The following is a 15,449-nucleotide window of genomic DNA, read 5'->3' on the forward strand; positions in this document are numbered from 1 at the left end:
AGCCCCAGTAGCCCGGCAGGCCGATGAAGTAGAAGTGGTGGCCGGTGCCCAGGATGCCCGTCACGAGCGCCATGGTGATGATCAGGTACAGCCACTTGTCGATCACCTCGCGATCGACGCCGGTGGTCTTGACCAGCACGAAGGCCAGCAGCGCGCCGAGGATCAGCTCCCAGGTGCCTTCCACCCAGAGGTGCACCACGAACCACCAGTACATCTTGTCGCGCACCAGGTTGCTCGGGTTGACGAAGCTGAACAGGAACATCAGCGCCAGGCCCCACAGGCCCATCAGCAGCACCAGCGAGATCGCGGTCTTGCGGCCCTTGAGCACCGTCATGCTGATGTTGAAGAGAAAGCCCAGCGCCACGACCACGATGCCGACCTTGGTGGGCAGCGGCTGCTCGAGGAACTCGCGGCCCATGGTCTGCAGCAGGTCGTTGCCGGTCCACTCGGCCAGCTTGGCGTAGGGCACCAGCAGGTAGCCGAGGATGGTGGCCGCGCCGGCGACGAGGAAGATCCAGAACAGCGCCTTGGCCAGCAGCGGGCTGTGCAGCTCGGTGTCGGCCTCCTCGGGGATGAGGAAGTAGGCCGAGCCCATGAAGCCGAACAGCAGCCACACGATCAGCAGGTTGGTGTGCACCATGCGGGCGATGTTGAACGGGATCGCGGGGAACGCGAGGTCGCCGATCAGGTACTGCAGGCCCAGCGTGAGGCCGAAGACGATCTGGCCGACGAACAGGCCGATCGCCGCGGTGAAGTACAGCCGCGCGACCTTCTGCGACTCGAACTTGACGGTCATTGCTTTCATGTCGGTGCTCCTCAGCCTTCCACGTTGGGCGGCCACTTCTCGGTGTCCACGCCGTTGGTCCACTTCAGGAACTCGACCATGTCGTCGAGCTGCGCATCGGTGAAGTTGAAGTTGGGCATCTGCCGGCGCCCCGGCGTACCGGTGGGCTGGCTCTTGATCCAGGCCTTGATGAAGTCGGGGCCGCGGCGCTTGTAGACGTTGCCGAGTTCGGGCGCGAAGTAGGCGCCCTCGCCGAGCAGCGTGTGGCAGCCGATGCAGTTGCGCGTTTCCCAGAGGTGCTTGCCGCGCACCACCGCCGGCGTGATCTCGGCCGACTTGGAACGTTCGGGGATGCGACTCTCGGTGTGAAGGATCAGTGCGGCGAACAGCAGCACGAAGAACACGGTGCCGCCGTAGAAGATGTTGCGCGCCGCCTGGCTGGTGAAGCCTTGGGCCATGGAAGTCTCCGCAGGTTGTGGATGGGCATAGCCTACGGATGGGGTCGGGAATTTCCTTGAACCGGGATAAGAAAGCGCCGGCCCGGCAACCGGCGAGCCGTGGCTTGATCGAACGCAAGGTGCGGGGCGCCCGCTGCCGGCCGCGGATGCGCCGATGCGCCAGACCCAGCCTGGACGCCCTTATGCGTTCCTAACGTCCCGGCTGGCAATCTGTGCAGCCCGATGCGCAGGCCGCCGAACGACGCCGATTCCCCGTTGACCCCCTTCACGCACCCGGCCGGTCCACGGCCCGCCTCGCCATGAACGCCCTCGCCGTGGTCGGCCTGGTCGGTCGCATCATCGCCGTCTTCGCCGCCCTGATGTTCGTGCCGCTGGCCTTCGCGCTGTCGGCTCACGACCCGGCCGAGAACGCCTTCCTGGTCGCCGCGGCGCTCACCGCGTCGACCGGCATCGCGATCAGCCTGGCCACCCGCCGCTTTCGCCGCGAACTGCAGCCGCGCGACGGCTTCCTGCTCGTGACGCTGACCTGGACGTTGCTGCCGGCCTTCGGGGCGCTGCCGCTCCTGCTCGCCATCCCGGGGCTGAGCTTCACCGACGCGTACTTCGAGGCGATGAGCGGGCTGACGACGACCGGAGCGACCGTGCTCACCGGCCTCGATGCGCTGCCCGTGTCGATCAATGTCTGGCGCTGCTTCATGGTGCTGGTGGGCGGCCTGGGCATCATCGTCCTGGTCGTCGCGATCCTTCCCCTTCTCGGTGTGGGCGGAGCCCAGCTGTTCAAGTCCGAGACCGCCGGGCCGCTCAAGGACCAGAAGCTCACGCCGCGCATCGCAGAGACCGCGCGCGGGCTGTGGAGCGTGTACTTCGTGACCGCGCTGGCCTGCTTCGCCGCGTACGGCATGGCGGGCATGAGCTGGACCGATGCCTTCATCCACATGTGCAGCACGATGGGATTGGGCGGCTTCGCGGCCTACGACGCGAGCTTCGGCCACTTCCAGTCGCCGGCGATCGAGGCCGTGGCGGTCGTCTTTATGGCGTTGGCAGGCATCAACTTCGGCCTGTACTTTGTGGCTTGGCGCAAGCGTTCGATGGCGGTGATCTGGCGCGACGTCGAAGCGCGTACCTACCTCGCCGTGGTCGCGACCTCGGTGCTGGGCGTGGCGCTCTTCCTCGCCGCACACGGCGTCTACCCGAGCCTGGCCGAGTCGCTGCGTCACGCGGCCTTCAATGTCGTGTCGATCGCCACGACCACCGGCTACGCCACCGTCGACTACGCCCAGTGGCCGGTCTTCGCGCCGGTGTTCATGCTGTTCCTGTGCAGCTTCGCGACCTGTGCCGGCTCCACCGGCGGCGGCATCAAGCTGGTGCGGTCGCTGCTGCTGCTCAAGCAGGCCCGGCTCGAACTCGTGCGCGTGCTGCACCCGCGAGCGGTGGTGCCGGTGCGGCTGGGGTCCACCACGGTATCGGCCCAGGTCATGTCCTCGGTCATCGCCTTCATGCTGCTGTACGGCTCGGTGATGGTGGTGGCCACGCTCGTCCTGCTGCTGTCCGGGCTGGACCTGGTCACGGCCGCGACCGCCGTGATCGCCTGCATCAACAACACCGGCCCCGGGCTCGGCCAGGTCGGACCGGCCGGCAACTTCCAGGGGCTGAGCGACTTCCAGACCTGGGTGTGCACGGTCACGATGCTGCTTGGCCGGCTCGAGCTCGTGGCCGTGATGATCGTCTTCACCGCCTCGTTCTGGCGCAAGTGAACGTGCCCTGGCAGCCGGGCGTGCTACGTTTGCCGGCGATGCAGACCGAACCGCAGCGCCGACCCGCACGCCCGCATGCGCCGTGGTGGCCCGGGCTGGCGGCCTGGGTGGCCGCCTGGGTGCTGATGCTCGCACTCGATGGCCACGTCGACCTGGCGAACCAGGCGCTGCTCCTCATCCTGGCCGCGGCGGTGGCGGCGATCTGGTGGGGTCCGGCGTTGTCGGCCGGGTCCATCGGCGTGGCCGTGCTTGGCTTCAATTTCGCCTTCGTGCCGCCGCGCGGCACGCTGTCCGTGGACCTGCACCACCATGGACTGCTGCTGCTCGCGATGGTCTGCGTGAGCTGGATCGTCTCGGCGCTGATGGCCCGTCTGCGCCGGCTGGCCGCCGAAGCCGAGACGCACGCGCGGCGCTCGGACGAGCTTCGGCGCTTCGGCGACGCGCTGCGCGAGAGCGAGGATCCGCTGCAGGACGAGGCGCGGCTGCGGCAGACACTGGGCAATCTTGGCGGCGGCGGCGGCGATGCGGTGCTGCTGTCGGCGTTCGCGGCGAGCGCCTCGAGCCCGCCCCGGGCGACCGAGGAGCGCTGGTTCGGCGAGGCCACTGGCGACGAGCAGGACGGTCTGCGGCTGTGCGTGCGCGACGGCCGGGCGCTGGGCCCGGGATCGGGGCGCCACGAGGAACAGCGGGGCTGGTATCTGCCGCTGCGCGGCCGGCAGCATACGCACGGCGCCGCCCTCGTTCGCCTTCAGCCAGGCGCGCACCCGGGCGAGGCCGAGCGGCTGCACGCGCAGGCGCTGTGCGATCAGCTCGGAACCGCCCTGGAACGCGCGGCCGCCGAACGCACCGCCGCCCGGGCGCAGCAGCAGGCGCAGTTGCAGTCGATGCGCAACACGCTCCTGTCCGCGGTGGCGCACGACCATCGCACGCCGCTGGCGCCCATAATCAGCGCCGCGGGCGCGCTGAAGCACCAGGACGAACGCCTCGACGCGGCCAGGCGCCTGAGCCTGGCCACGACCATCCTCGACGAGGCCGGTCAGCTCGCCCGCATCACCGAGAACACCTTGCAGCTCGCCCGGCTGGATGCGGTGGGCCTCGACCTGGCCAAGGACTGGGAGTCGCCCGAAGAACTCATCGGGAGCGTGATACGGCGTCTGAGGCTGCGCGACCCCGGCCGCCGGCTGCGGGTGCGCGTGGACCCGGATCTGCCGCTCGTGCGCTGCGACGCCGTGCTCGTCGTCCAGCTGATCGACAACCTCGTGGACAACGCACTCAAGCATGCCGGTGAAGGCGGGCCGGTGGAGGTCACCGCACGCGCGCGCGAAGGGCGCGTCTGCATCGCGGTTCGCGATCGCGGCCCGGGCGTTCCCGAGGCCCTGGTGCCTCGGCTGTTCGAGCCGTTCAGCCGCGGTGCGCCCGCGGACGACACGGCAGGCGTCCGGGCCTCGCCGCGCGGCACGGGCGTCGGTCTGGCGCTGTGCCGCGCGATCGCGCGCGTCCACGGCGGCGAGCTGGTGATGCGCCGCCGCCGCGGCGGCGGCGCGAGCTTCGAGTTCTCGCTGCCCATCGAGCCCATGCCGTCGTCGCCCGCCGATGCGCCGCGGCCGGAGCCCGCGCCGTGAGCCCGACTGTGCTGCTCGTCGAGGACGACCGCGAGCTTCGCCACACGCTGAGCGATGCCCTGACGGTCGAGGGCTACCACGTTCATGCCTCGGCCAGCCTGGCCGATGCGCGCGCGCTGCTCGCCCATGCTGCGGCCGAGGGCGGGCTGGACCTGGTGCTGCTCGATCTCGGGCTGCCCGACGGCGACGGCGAGCACTTGCTGACCCAGCTGCGCCGCGAGCGGACCACACCGGTGATCGTCATCTCGGCACGCCATGGCGACGACCCCAAGGTGCGCCTGCTCGACGCCGGGGCCGACGACTACCTTGTCAAGCCCTTCAGCCTGGCCGAACTGCTCGCGCGCATGCGCGTCGCGATGCGGCACCGCGGCCGGCAGCTGCGGCCTTCCGTCGTCCGCTACGACCACGAGGGCCTCGAGGTCGATCTCGAGGCCCGCCAGGTGCGTCGCGACGGTGACGTGGTGCACCTGACGCCGACCGAGTACGCGCTGCTCGCACGCCTCGTGCGATCGGCCGGCCAGGTCGTGACGCACCGGCAGCTGCTGGCCGACGTCTGGGGGCCGGAGTTCACCGAGCACACGCACTACCTGCGCCTGTACATGGGCCAGCTGCGCGCCAAGCTCGAAACCGACCCGGCCGAACCCAGGCTGTTGCTGACCGATCCGGGCGTGGGCTATCGCCTCGTGGAGGCCGCGGAGTAGTCGGCATCCGCCGCGCCCATATGCGTTCCTGACGCGATCGGCGCGACGCTCGGATCGTTCGCAGCATCCGGGCCCATCCGATGACCGATTCCCACTCCCCTTCCCCGCCGCCGCACACCGACACACCGGCCGGGCCGGCAAGGCAGGGCCTGGCCGCCCTCACGTTGGGCGCCGTCGGCGTCGTCTACGGCGACATCGGCACCTCGCCGCTGTACACCGTCAAGGAGGTCTTCGCGCCTCACACCGGCGTACCGCTCGACGCGGCCCACCTCGTCGGCGCCATCTCGGTGATCTTCTGGGCGCTGATGCTCGTCGTGACGCTGAAGTACGTGCTGCTGATCCTTCGCGCCGACAACCATGGCGAAGGCGGTGGCCTTGCGCTGACCGCGCTCGCTGCCGAGGCGGTGAAGTCCCGCCCCGCGCTGCGCCGCGCCCTGCTGCTGCTGGGCGTGGCGGGCGCCACGCTGTTCTACGGCGACAGCGTCATCACGCCGGCCATCTCGGTGATGGGCGCCATGGAGGGGCTGCAGCTCGCGGCGCCGGCACTCGGCGCCTACGTGGTGCCGATCTCGCTGACCATCCTCGTCGGGCTCTTCCTGGTCCAGCGCCTGGGCACCACGAAGGTTGGACGATGGTTCGGGCCGGTCATCGTGCTGTGGTTCCTCATGCTGGGCGGCTCGGGGCTGGTGCACATCGCCCGTGAACCGGCGATCCTCGCCGCCCTCGATCCGGTCAACGCCTGGGGTTTCCTCGTCGATCGCGGCTGGCATCTGTTCGCCGCCGTCGGCGCGATCGTGCTGGCACTGACCGGCGCCGAGGCGCTCTATGCCGACATGGGGCACTTCGGGCGCCGGCCGATCCGCATCGCCTGGACGGGCCTGGTGATGCCCAGCCTGGCACTCAACTACCTCGGGCAGGGCGCGCTCCTGATGACCGATCCCGCCGCCATCGAGAATCCGTTCTACCGCCTCTTTCCCGATGCCTGGGTGCTGCCAGCGCTGGTGCTGGCGACGATGGCCGCAATCATCGCGTCGCAGGCGGTGATCTCGGGCGCCTACTCGCTGACCCGGCAGGCCATCCAGCTCGGCTTCCTGCCTCGCATGGCGGTTCGCCACACGTCGGCGCGCGAGGCGGGGCAGATCTACATGCCTGCGGTGAACTGGGCGTTGCTGGCCGGTGTCGTGGGTGCCGTGCTCTTCTTCGGCAGTTCGTCAGCACTGGCCGGCGCCTACGGAATCGCCGTCACCCTGACCATGATGATCACGACGGTGCTGACCTACTTCGTCGTGCGCGAAGGCTGGCGGTTTCCGGCGCCGGTGGCGGTCTCGGCAACGGTCGTGTTCCTGGCCGTCGATGCACTGCTGGTGGCCGGCTGTGCGATCAAGTTCTTCGACGGCGGCTGGTTCCCGCTGGCGCTCGGTGCCCTGCTCTTCGGCGTGATGACCACGTGGTCCCAGGGACGCGAGCGTCTGCTCGACAGGATCCGTGCCGACGGCATCTCGCTCGAGGCCTTTGTCGGGGAGTTCGACGCCCGTGCCATTCACCGGGCGGCGCGCACCGCGGTCTATCCGGTGGCCGACCCGACCACCGTGCCCCAGGCGCTGCTCCACAACCTCAAGCACAACCAGGTGCTGCACGAGCGCAACATCATCCTCACGGTCCGGTTCCGCGAGGTACCCTGGGTCCCGATGGAACGCCGGGTCGAGGTCGAAGGCCTGGGCAGCGGGTTCTGGCGCGTGACGGTGAACTACGGCTTCATGAACACGCCCGACGTACCCAGGGCGCTGGAGCTCACGCGCTCGCACGGTCTGCAGGTGCCGGTGTTCGAGACCACGTTCTTCCTCAGCCGCGAGAGCGTCGTCCCCGCGCCGGGCCGGGGCCTGACGAGCTGGCGCGAGCGCCTGTTCGCGGCGCTGAGTCGCAACGCCAGCGGGATCGTCGACTTCTTCGGCCTGCCGGCCACCGCCGTGGTGGAGCTGGGCACGAGGATCCGCATCTGAGCGTGCAAGTCGGTCACGCCGGCTGCCTGCGCCGCGGGGGCAGTTGACGCGTCTTCATGTTTCCATATACTTGGAAACATGAAGGAATCAGACGCCGTCGCCGCCCTCGCCGCATTGGCCCAGGACGCCCGCCTGCGGATCTTCCGCGCGCTCGTGGGCGCCGCCCCCGATGGGCTGACACCCGGCGTGCTGTCGACCCTGCTCGACATCCCCTCGTCGACGCTGTCGTTCCATCTCAAGGAACTGATCCATGCCGGGCTGGTGAACGTCGAGCGCGACGGCCGCAGCCTGATCTATCGCCCGTCGATCGCGCAGATGAACGCGCTGCTGGGCTACCTCACCGACCACTGCTGCCAGGGCCGCGCCTGCGGCACGCCCCGATCTCGCGGCAAGACCACCTGCTGAACGGAGACCCTCATGAAGCGCTTCCACGTCCACCTGCACGTCGACGACCTGGCCCGCAGCATCGGCTTCTATTCGAAGCTGTTCGCCGCCGAACCCACGCGCGTCGAGAGCGACTACGCCAAGTGGATGCTCGACGACCCGCGCATCAACTTCGCGATCTCCACCCGCGGCACCGCAGCCGGCATCGACCACCTCGGCTTCCAGACCGACGACGCAGCCGAGCTGGCCGAGCTGAAGCAGCGCGCCGAGTCGGCCGACATGGCGCTGTTCGACGAAGGTGCCACCAGCTGCTGCTACGCGCGCAGCGAGAAGCACTGGGTCACCGACCCGCAGGGCATCGCCTGGGAGCACTTCCACACGCTGGGCGACATCCCGGTGTTCGGCGAGAGCAAGAAGACGGAGACCGCCGCGGCCTGCTGCCCGCCGGCGGCGCCGCGCGGCAAGCCGGTGGCCATTGCGGTGAAGCCGCAGTCCTCCTGCTGCTGATCGGGCGCCGCCGCGCGGCGGCGTCATAGAACTGTCATGCGGTATTTCTACACTCGTGGAAATACCGTTTCGAGGCATGTGAGGGGGCCGTCGTGAGAGTCGGAATCAATGGCATGGGCCGCATCGGGCGGCTTGCGCTGCGCGCGGCGTACGGCGCCGCAGAACGGCCCGCAGACGATCCCCGCGCCGACAATCGGCTGGAGGTCGTGCACCTGAACGAACTCAAGGGTGGTGCGGCCGCGACCGCGCACCTGCTGGAGTTCGACAGCGTTCAGGGCCGCTGGCGCGCCGATATCGCGACCGATGGCGATGCCGCCCTGCGCATCGGCAACCGCCGGCTGGGCTTCTCGTCGCACGCCACCGCCGCCGAGATCCCATGGGGCGACATGGGCGTCGACGTGGTCCTCGAGTGCACGGGGAAGTTCCTCACGCCCGAGACGCTGCAGGGTCACCTCGACCGCGGCGCCAAGCGCGTGATCGTCGCCGCGCCGGTCAAGGTGGGCGACGTGCTGAACATCGTGGTCGGCATCAACGAGCATCTCTACGAGCCCAGCCGGCACCGCATCGTCACCGCGGCCTCCTGCACCACCAACTGCCTCGCCCCGGTGGTGAAGGTGGTGCACGAGTCGCTGGGCATCCGCCACGGCCAGATCACCACCATCCACGACCCGACCAACACCAACCTGATAGTCGATGCGCCGCACAAGGACCTGCGTCGCGCGCGCAGCGCGATGCTGAGCCTGGCGCCCACCACCACCGGCAGCGCCACCGCCATCGCGCTGATCTACCCGGAGCTCAAGGGCAAGCTCAACGGCCACGCCGTGCGCGCGCCAGTGCTCAACGCCTCGCTGACCGACTGCGTGTTCGAACTGAAGCGCGAGACCTCGGCCGACGAAGTCAACGCGCTGTTCAAGGCCGCCGCAGCCGGGCCGCTGGCCGGCATCCTCGGCGTCGAGGAGCGGCCGCTGGTCAGCGCCGACTACGCCCGTGACACGCGCAGCTCGATCGTCGACGCGCTGTCGACGATGGTCACCGACGGCACGATGCTGAAGGTCTACGCCTGGTACGACAACGAGATGGGCTACGCCTGCCGCATGGTCGATCTCGCCTGCCATCTGCACCGCCAGGGCCTCTGAGGCCGACATGAACCAGGGCACCCGCAACTACGCCATCGTCACGGCCGCGTACTGGGGCTTCACCCTCAGCGACGGCGCGCTGCGCATGCTGGTGCTGCTGCACTTCTACCGGCTCGGCTACTCGCCCTTCACGCTGGCCTTCCTGTTCCTGCTCTACGAGGCGATGGGCGTGGTCGCCAACCTGATCGGCGGCTGGCTGGCCACGCGCTACGGCATCGCGCGCATGCTGGCGGTCGGCCTGGCCACGCAGATCAGCGGGTTCCTGCTGCTGTCGGCGCTGTCGCCGTCATGGACGGTGGCGATGTCGGTGGCCTGGGTGGTGATCGCCCAGGGCATCTGCGGCGTCGCCAAGGACCTGACCAAGACGGCGAGCAAGTCGGCCATCAAGCTCACGGCCGGCGAGGCCTCGGGCCAACTCTTCAAGTGGGTGGCGTTCTTCACCGGCAGCAAGAACGCGATGAAGGGCGTGGGCTTCTTCCTTGGCGGCCTGCTGCTGCAGGCGCTGGGCTTCCAGCATTCGCTTTGGGCAATGGCGGCACTGCTGGCGCTGGTGTTCGTCGGCGTCGTCGCCTTCGTGCCGCGCCTGATGGGCAAGAGCAAGGCCTCGAAGTCGGCGAAGGAGCTGTTCGCCAAGAACCGCGGCATCAACCTGCTCGCGGCGGCACGCGTGGCCCTGTTCGGCGCGCGCGACGTGTGGTTCGTCGTCGGCGTGCCGGTGTTCCTCTACTCGGCCGGCTGGAACTTCACCATGGTCGGCGGCTTCCTGGCGCTGTGGACCATCGGCTACGGCGCGGTGCAGGCGCTGGCACCGGCAATCGTGCGCCGCAGCGACGACGGCCTGAGCACCGAGGTGCCCGCCGCACGCCTGTGGTCGGGCCTGCTCGCGCTGGTGCCCATCGTGCTCGCCGGTCTGGTGATCGCCGGGGTCGACCATCTCGAATGGGTCGTGGTGGCCGGGCTGGCGGTGTTCGGCTTCGCCTTCGCCGTCAATTCGTCGGTCCACTCCTACCTCGTGCTCGCCTATGCCGGCTCCGAGAAGGCGGCCGAGGACGTCGGCTTCTACTACGCGGCCAATGCCATGGGACGCTTCTTCGGCACGCTCATGTCGGGCCTGCTGTACCAATGGGGCGGCCTGTCGTGGTCGCTGGCCGGCTCGGCGGCGATGCTCGTCGGCTGCTGGCTGGTCACGCTGGCGCTGCCCACCGGCCACGCCCGCGGGGCCGACGACGCGATCCCGGCGCCACGCTGATGGACGAGAAGGCCGCCGTCCAGGCCCTCGGCGCGCTGGCGCAGGACGTGCGCCTGCGCATCTTCCGCGCCGTGGTCGGCGTGGGGCCGGTCGGCGTCACGCCGGGAGCACTGGCCAGCGAACTCGCGCTGCCGCCATCGACGGTCTCGTTCCACGTCAAGGAACTGCTGCACGCCGGGCTGCTGACGCAGGAGCGCGACGGTCGCCACCTGATCTACCGGCCGGCCCTCGAGACGATGAATGCGCTGCTGGCCTATCTCTCGGCGCATTGCTGCCAGGCCGTGAGCTGCGAGGTCGCGCCGCAGCGCGAGTCCTGCAGTACCTGTTGAACCCATCCCCCTTTCCCGGAGATACGCCATGAGCGAGAAGGTCTACAACGTGCTCTTCATCTGCACGCACAACTCGGCGCGGTCGATCATCGCCGAGGGCTTGATGAACCATCTGGGCAGCCCCCGCTTCCGCGCCTTCTCCGCGGGCAGCCATCCGGCCGGCGCGGTGCAGCCCGAGGCGTTGCGGGTACTGGCCAACCTGCAGATGCCCACCAACGGGTTCCGCTCCAAGGACTGGCTGGAGTTCTCGCGCGCCGACGCGCCGCCGCTGGACTTCGTGTTCACCGTCTGCGACAAGGCCGCCGGCGAGGTCTGCCCCGTCTGGCCCGGCCAGCCGATGACGGCCCACTGGGGCGTCGCCGACCCGGCTGCCGTGGCCGGCAGCGACGCGCAGAAGGCGCGCGCCTACGAAGACACGGCGATCGTGCTGAAACGGCGCATCGAGCTGATGCTGGCGTTGCCGCTGGCCTCGCTCGACCGGCTCGCCCTGCAGCGTGAACTGAGGGAGATCGGGACACGCTGAGGCCATGAACCTCTTCGAGCGCTATCTCAGCCTCTGGGTGTTCCTGTGCATCGTGGCCGGCATTGCGCTGGGCCAGTGGCTTCCTGCGCCCGTCCAGGCCATCGGCCGCATGGAGATCGCCAAGGTCAACCTGCCGGTGGGGCTGCTCATCTGGGTGATGATCATCCCGATGCTGCTGAAGGTGGACTTCGGCGCGCTGCACCAGGTGAAGCGGCACTGGCGCGGCATCGGCGTCACGCTGTTCGTCAACTGGGCCGTCAGGCCCTTCTCGATGGCGCTGCTGGGCTGGATCTTCATCCGCCACGTCTTCGCGCCGTGGCTGCCGGCCGAGCAGCTCGACAGCTACGTGGCCGGGCTGATCCTGCTGGCCGCCGCACCGTGCACGGCGATGGTCTTCGTGTGGAGCCGGCTGACGAACGGCGACCCGCTCTTCACGCTCAGCCAGGTGGCCCTGAACGACACCATCATGGTGTTCGCCTTCGCGCCGCTGGTGGCGCTGCTGCTCGGGCTGTCGTCGATCATCGTGCCGTGGGACACGCTGCTGACCTCGGTGCTGCTGTACATCGTGGTGCCGGTGCTGATCGCGCAGGCGTGGCGCCGCGCGCTGCTGGCCCGGGGCCCGGCGGCCTTCGAGGCCACGCTGGAGCGCATCGGCCCCTGGTCGATCGCGGCGCTGCTGGCCACGCTGGTGCTGCTGTTCGCCTTCCAGGGCGAGGCCATCCTGAAACAGCCGCTGGTCATCGCCATGCTGGCGGTGCCCATCCTGATCCAGGTGTTCTTCAACTCGGCGCTGGCCTACGGGCTGAACCGCCGGCTCGGCGAGTCGCACGCGGTGGCCTGCCCCTCGGCGCTGATCGGCGCGAGCAACTTCTTCGAGCTGGCGGTGGCCGCGGCGATCAGCTTGTTCGGCTTCGAATCGGGCGCCGCGCTGGCCACGGTGGTGGGTGTGCTGATCGAGGTGCCGGTGATGCTGCTGGTGGTGCGCTGGGTCAACCGCAGCAAGGGCTGGTACGAGGCGGGCGCCAAGGCCTGAGGGCGCGGGCACACTGCGCGGGTCGCCTTCACGGAGCCCGCCTGCCATGCCCCTGCCCGACCCCGACCTGCGCCGCACCTGGCTGTTCGGCCCCGGCGCCGATGCCAGCGTGCACGACGCCATGCTGGCCAGCGGCGCCGATGCGCTGATCGTCGACCTCGAGGACTTCACCCCGCCGCCTCGGCGCGCCGAAGCGCGCGCCCTGCTGCCGCGCTACGTGCAGGGCTGCCGCGCGCGCGGCATCGTCGCCGCGGTGCGCATCAACCCGCTGGACGGCGACGGCCGCGACGACCTCGCCGCGGCGATGGCCGCGCGACCCGACGTGATCTCGCTGCCGATGGCCGAGCGTGCGGCACAGCTGGCCGAGCTCGACCGGGCCGTCGGGCAGTGGGAGGCCGAGCTCGGCATCGCGGCCGGCGCCACCGAGATCCTGCCGGTGTGCGAGACGGCCCTCGGCGTGGCCGACCTGCGCGCCATCGCCGCGGCCAGCCCGCGCGTGCGCAGCGCGCTGCTCGGCGCCGAGGACCTCGCCAACAGCCTGTGCGCCGAGCGCAGCCCCGAGGGCCTGGAGCTGGAGCATGCGCGGCGCCGCTTCCTGCTCGACGCCCGCGCCGCCGGCATCGAGCCGATCGACGCGCCGTACACCTTCAGCGACGTCGAGGGCGCCGTGCGAGAGGCCGCCCATGCGCGGCGGCTCGGCTACCGCAGCAAGTCGCTGGTGCGGCCGGAGCACGCCGCGGCGCTGAACGACGCGCTCACCCCTTCGGCCGCCGACGTGTCACGCGCCCGCGCCATCGTCGAAGCCTTCGAGGCCGCTCGCGCCCGCGGCGAAGACCGGGCCCTGGTCGACGGCCTGTGGGTCGAGGTGCCGACCTGGCGCAACGCCCTGCGGCTGTTGCAGCGCGCGCAACGGCTGGACGCCTGATCGCGCGCCTTTTGCGCGCTCTTTTTCACGCATATTGATCATTTACAGGGTTTTCCTGGCCATTGCATCGCTCCGTAAGTATCATTCCTGTCAGTTCAGCAGGATTTCAACGGAACACCATGGCCAAGACCATCCTGATCGTCGACGACTCCTCGTCGTTGCGCACGGTCGTCAAGCTGGCGCTGACGCGCGCGGGTTACGAGGTGCTGGAGGCCGCCGACGGCCTGGAAGGACTGGCGCAGCTCGACAAGGGCTCTCGCGTCAACCTGATCGTCAGCGACGTGAACATGCCGCGCATGGACGGCATCACCTTCCTGCGCAAGCTCAAGGAGCACGCGCGCCACAAGTTCACCCCGGTGATCATGCTGACCACCGAGGGCCAGGACGCGAAGAAGCAGGAAGGCCGCGCCGCCGGTGCCAAGGCCTGGATGGTCAAGCCTTTCAATCCGCCGCAGTTGCTCGACGCGGTGGCCAAGCTGATCCCGGCGTGAGGCGCGCGATGACGATCACGAACGCGATGCGCCTGCCGCGCGAGCTGACGATCTACACCGTCGGCGAGACACAGCATGCCCTGACCACCTGGATCGCCTCGCTCGGCGACAGGGCGACCGTCTGGCCCCTGGATGCCTCCGGCGTCGAAGAGGCGGACGCCGCCGGCGTGCAGCTGCTGCTGTCGCTCTCGCGCAGCGCCAGCGCGGCCGGCGCCCGGCTGAAGCTCGAGGCGCCCAGCGCGGCGCTGTGCCGCGCCAGCCATCAGCTCGGCATCGCACCGATCGTGCTGGGCACGCTCGACCACGAAAGCACCGTATGACGCTGCCCGACGACGACCACGGCCTGATCGCCGACGCCCTGCCGGTCTTCGTGAGCGAAGGCCAGGAACAGATTGCCTCGTTCGAGCAGCTGCTGCTGCAGCTCGAGGATGCGCCCGGCGACCGCCAGTTGCTCGACGCCCTGTTCCGCTGCGCCCACACCGTCAAGGGCTCGGCAGGCATCTTCGGCCTCGACGAGGTGGTGGCCTTCACCCACCACGTCGAGACCCTGCTCGACTGGCTGCGCGAAGGCGAGATCGCGCTGACGCCCGATCTCTCGACGCTGCTGCTGCAGTGCAATGACCAGATCCGCCAGCTGATCGACCAGGCCACCGGCGGCCTCGAAGGCGCCGGCGGCGAAGCCGAACGCGCAGCGCTGGTTGCCCGGCTCGAGGGCTTCCAGGGCCTTGCCGCGGTGCCGGTGGCCGCCGGCGTCGAAGCGCCTGCCGCGGCGCCGGCGGCGCCGCAGTGCTGGCAGGTCAGCGCGCGCTTCGGCGCCGACACCTTCCGCAACGGCATGGATCCGCTGGCCATCCTCGCCTACACGGCGCAGCTCGGCCGCATGGTCGAGGTGGCCTGCGACGACTCGGCCGTGCCACCGCTGCCCCAGATCGACCCCGAGACCTGCCACCTCGGCTTCCGCTTCACGCTCGAGACCGACCAGGGCCGTGCCGCGATCGAAGACGCCTTCGGCTTCGTGATCGACGACACCGCGCTGGAGATCCGCGAGGCCGCGCCCGCGCCGCCCGCCGCCGTGCAGGCCGCCGAGGAAGCATCCGCCGTCACTGCCACCCCGGCCCGCTCGCGTGAAGCGGCACCCGCCGCGGCTGACAGCGTGCGCTACATCCGCGTGCAGGCCGACCGGCTGGACGCGGTGATCAACCTGCTCGGCGAGCTGGTGATCGCCGGCGCCGGCGCGCTGCTGCTGGCGCGCCAGACCCGCCAGGGCGCGCTGGTCGAGGCCAACGAGCAGATCGGCCGCCTGATCGAGGAGATCCGCAACGGCACGCTGCAGCTGCGCATGGTGCCCATCGGCGAGACCTTCTCGCGCTTTCGCCGCGTCGTGCGCGACACCGCCGCCGAACTCGGCAAGGACGTCGCGCTGGAAATCACCGGCGGCGACACCGAGCTGGACAAGTCGGTGGTCGAGCGCATCGCCGATCCGCTGATGCACCTGGTGCGCAACGCGCTGGATCACGGGCTGGAGACCCCCGAACAGCGCCAGGCCGCCGGCA

The 15,449-nt window shown here is 69.8% G+C and carries 17 protein-coding genes; 15 read left to right on the forward strand and 2 right to left on the reverse strand.

Annotation, left to right across the window (positions count from 1 at the left end; genetic code table 11):
- Both AB7U92_RS07315 and AB7U92_RS07320 read right to left on the reverse strand, forming a co-directional pair.
- A partial coding sequence (locus AB7U92_RS07315; protein WP_428575520.1) for a cbb3-type cytochrome c oxidase subunit I occupies nucleotides 1–805 on the reverse strand: 805 nt, incomplete at its 3' end.
- An 11-nt stretch (nucleotides 806–816) separates the two neighbouring features.
- On the reverse strand, nucleotides 817–1,242 hold the full coding sequence (locus AB7U92_RS07320) for a c-type cytochrome (RefSeq protein ID WP_428575521.1): 426 nt from the start codon (nucleotides 1,240–1,242) through the stop codon (nucleotides 817–819).
- Between the two features lie 299 nt (nucleotides 1,243–1,541).
- Between AB7U92_RS07320 and AB7U92_RS07325 the strand changes: the two genes are divergently transcribed.
- The 15 genes from AB7U92_RS07325 to AB7U92_RS07395 all read left to right on the forward strand — a co-directional run.
- Nucleotides 1,542–2,996, forward strand: coding sequence for a TrkH family potassium uptake protein (locus AB7U92_RS07325; RefSeq protein ID WP_428575522.1), 1,455 nt, complete (start codon nucleotides 1,542–1,544; stop codon nucleotides 2,994–2,996).
- Between the two features lie 38 nt (nucleotides 2,997–3,034).
- A complete protein-coding gene (locus AB7U92_RS07330; RefSeq protein WP_428575523.1) occupies nucleotides 3,035–4,618 on the forward strand; it encodes a sensor histidine kinase in 1,584 nt (527 codons plus the stop codon).
- On the forward strand, nucleotides 4,615–5,319 hold the full coding sequence (locus AB7U92_RS07335; RefSeq protein ID WP_428575524.1) for a response regulator: 705 nt from the start codon (nucleotides 4,615–4,617) through the stop codon (nucleotides 5,317–5,319). Before AB7U92_RS07330 ends, AB7U92_RS07335 begins: the two co-directional genes overlap by 4 nt.
- Before the next feature lie 80 nt (nucleotides 5,320–5,399).
- Complete coding sequence (locus AB7U92_RS07340; RefSeq protein ID WP_428575525.1) at nucleotides 5,400–7,319, forward strand: potassium transporter Kup; 1,920 nt, start codon at nucleotides 5,400–5,402, stop codon at nucleotides 7,317–7,319.
- A gap of 78 nt (nucleotides 7,320–7,397) precedes the next feature.
- On the forward strand, nucleotides 7,398–7,724 hold the full coding sequence (locus AB7U92_RS07345) for an ArsR/SmtB family transcription factor (RefSeq protein ID WP_428575526.1): 327 nt from the start codon (nucleotides 7,398–7,400) through the stop codon (nucleotides 7,722–7,724).
- Between the two features lie 12 nt (nucleotides 7,725–7,736).
- Complete coding sequence (locus AB7U92_RS07350; RefSeq protein ID WP_428575527.1) at nucleotides 7,737–8,210, forward strand: ArsI/CadI family heavy metal resistance metalloenzyme; 474 nt, start codon at nucleotides 7,737–7,739, stop codon at nucleotides 8,208–8,210.
- A 92-nt stretch (nucleotides 8,211–8,302) separates the two neighbouring features.
- Nucleotides 8,303–9,346 (forward strand): ArsJ-associated glyceraldehyde-3-phosphate dehydrogenase, encoded by a 1,044-nt coding sequence (locus AB7U92_RS07355; protein ID WP_428575528.1) that lies wholly within the window; start codon nucleotides 8,303–8,305, stop codon nucleotides 9,344–9,346.
- Nucleotides 9,347–9,353: 7 nt separating this feature from the next.
- Entirely contained in the window at nucleotides 9,354–10,595 is a 1,242-nt protein-coding gene (arsJ, locus tag AB7U92_RS07360) for an organoarsenical effux MFS transporter ArsJ (RefSeq protein ID WP_428575529.1), read from the forward strand.
- Complete coding sequence (locus tag AB7U92_RS07365) at nucleotides 10,595–10,924, forward strand: ArsR/SmtB family transcription factor (protein ID WP_428575530.1); 330 nt, start codon at nucleotides 10,595–10,597, stop codon at nucleotides 10,922–10,924. Before arsJ ends, AB7U92_RS07365 begins: the two co-directional genes overlap by 1 nt.
- Before the next feature lie 28 nt (nucleotides 10,925–10,952).
- Complete coding sequence (locus tag AB7U92_RS07370; RefSeq protein ID WP_428575531.1) at nucleotides 10,953–11,447, forward strand: arsenate reductase ArsC; 495 nt, start codon at nucleotides 10,953–10,955, stop codon at nucleotides 11,445–11,447.
- Between the two features lie 4 nt (nucleotides 11,448–11,451).
- On the forward strand, nucleotides 11,452–12,480 hold the full coding sequence (gene arsB / locus AB7U92_RS07375) for an ACR3 family arsenite efflux transporter (RefSeq protein WP_428575532.1): 1,029 nt from the start codon (nucleotides 11,452–11,454) through the stop codon (nucleotides 12,478–12,480).
- Between the two features lie 46 nt (nucleotides 12,481–12,526).
- Nucleotides 12,527–13,405 (forward strand): HpcH/HpaI aldolase/citrate lyase family protein, encoded by an 879-nt coding sequence (locus AB7U92_RS07380; protein ID WP_428575533.1) that lies wholly within the window; start codon nucleotides 12,527–12,529, stop codon nucleotides 13,403–13,405.
- Between the two features lie 119 nt (nucleotides 13,406–13,524).
- Nucleotides 13,525–13,896 (forward strand): response regulator, encoded by a 372-nt coding sequence (locus AB7U92_RS07385; RefSeq protein ID WP_428575534.1) that lies wholly within the window; start codon nucleotides 13,525–13,527, stop codon nucleotides 13,894–13,896.
- Between the two features lie 8 nt (nucleotides 13,897–13,904).
- The gene (locus tag AB7U92_RS07390) at nucleotides 13,905–14,216 is read left to right on the forward strand and encodes an STAS domain-containing protein (RefSeq protein ID WP_428575535.1); all 312 of its coding nucleotides are present in this window, start codon (nucleotides 13,905–13,907) and stop codon (nucleotides 14,214–14,216) included.
- Nucleotides 14,213–15,449: chemotaxis protein CheA (locus AB7U92_RS07395; RefSeq protein ID WP_428575536.1), on the forward strand; the 1,237-nt coding region annotated here is incomplete at its 3' end. The genes AB7U92_RS07390 and AB7U92_RS07395, both read left to right, overlap by 4 nt.

Source organism: Piscinibacter sp. (assembly GCF_050175855.1).
Taxonomy (GTDB): domain Bacteria; phylum Pseudomonadota; class Gammaproteobacteria; order Burkholderiales; family Burkholderiaceae_C; genus Piscinibacter.

Excerpts from the sequence above, each read along its gene's own strand:
- AB7U92_RS07370 (WP_428575531.1), top strand. The coding sequence starts at position 10,953 with ATGAGCGAGAAGGTCTACAACGTGCTCTTCATCTGCACGCACAACTCG.
- AB7U92_RS07320 (WP_428575521.1), bottom strand. The coding sequence starts at position 1,242 with ATGGCCCAAGGCTTCACCAGCCAGGCGGCGCGCAACATCTTCTACGGC.
- AB7U92_RS07390 (WP_428575535.1), top strand. The coding sequence starts at position 13,905 with ATGACGATCACGAACGCGATGCGCCTGCCGCGCGAGCTGACGATCTAC.
- arsJ (WP_428575529.1), top strand. The coding sequence starts at position 9,354 with ATGAACCAGGGCACCCGCAACTACGCCATCGTCACGGCCGCGTACTGG.
- AB7U92_RS07350 (WP_428575527.1), top strand. The coding sequence starts at position 7,737 with ATGAAGCGCTTCCACGTCCACCTGCACGTCGACGACCTGGCCCGCAGC.
- AB7U92_RS07365 (WP_428575530.1), top strand. The coding sequence starts at position 10,595 with ATGGACGAGAAGGCCGCCGTCCAGGCCCTCGGCGCGCTGGCGCAGGAC.
- AB7U92_RS07380 (WP_428575533.1), top strand. The coding sequence starts at position 12,527 with ATGCCCCTGCCCGACCCCGACCTGCGCCGCACCTGGCTGTTCGGCCCC.
- AB7U92_RS07340 (WP_428575525.1), top strand. The coding sequence starts at position 5,400 with ATGACCGATTCCCACTCCCCTTCCCCGCCGCCGCACACCGACACACCG.
- AB7U92_RS07330 (WP_428575523.1), top strand. The coding sequence starts at position 3,035 with ATGCAGACCGAACCGCAGCGCCGACCCGCACGCCCGCATGCGCCGTGG.
- arsB (WP_428575532.1), top strand. The coding sequence starts at position 11,452 with ATGAACCTCTTCGAGCGCTATCTCAGCCTCTGGGTGTTCCTGTGCATC.
- AB7U92_RS07325 (WP_428575522.1), top strand. The coding sequence starts at position 1,542 with ATGAACGCCCTCGCCGTGGTCGGCCTGGTCGGTCGCATCATCGCCGTC.
- AB7U92_RS07385 (WP_428575534.1), top strand. The coding sequence starts at position 13,525 with ATGGCCAAGACCATCCTGATCGTCGACGACTCCTCGTCGTTGCGCACG.
- AB7U92_RS07345 (WP_428575526.1), top strand. The coding sequence starts at position 7,398 with ATGAAGGAATCAGACGCCGTCGCCGCCCTCGCCGCATTGGCCCAGGAC.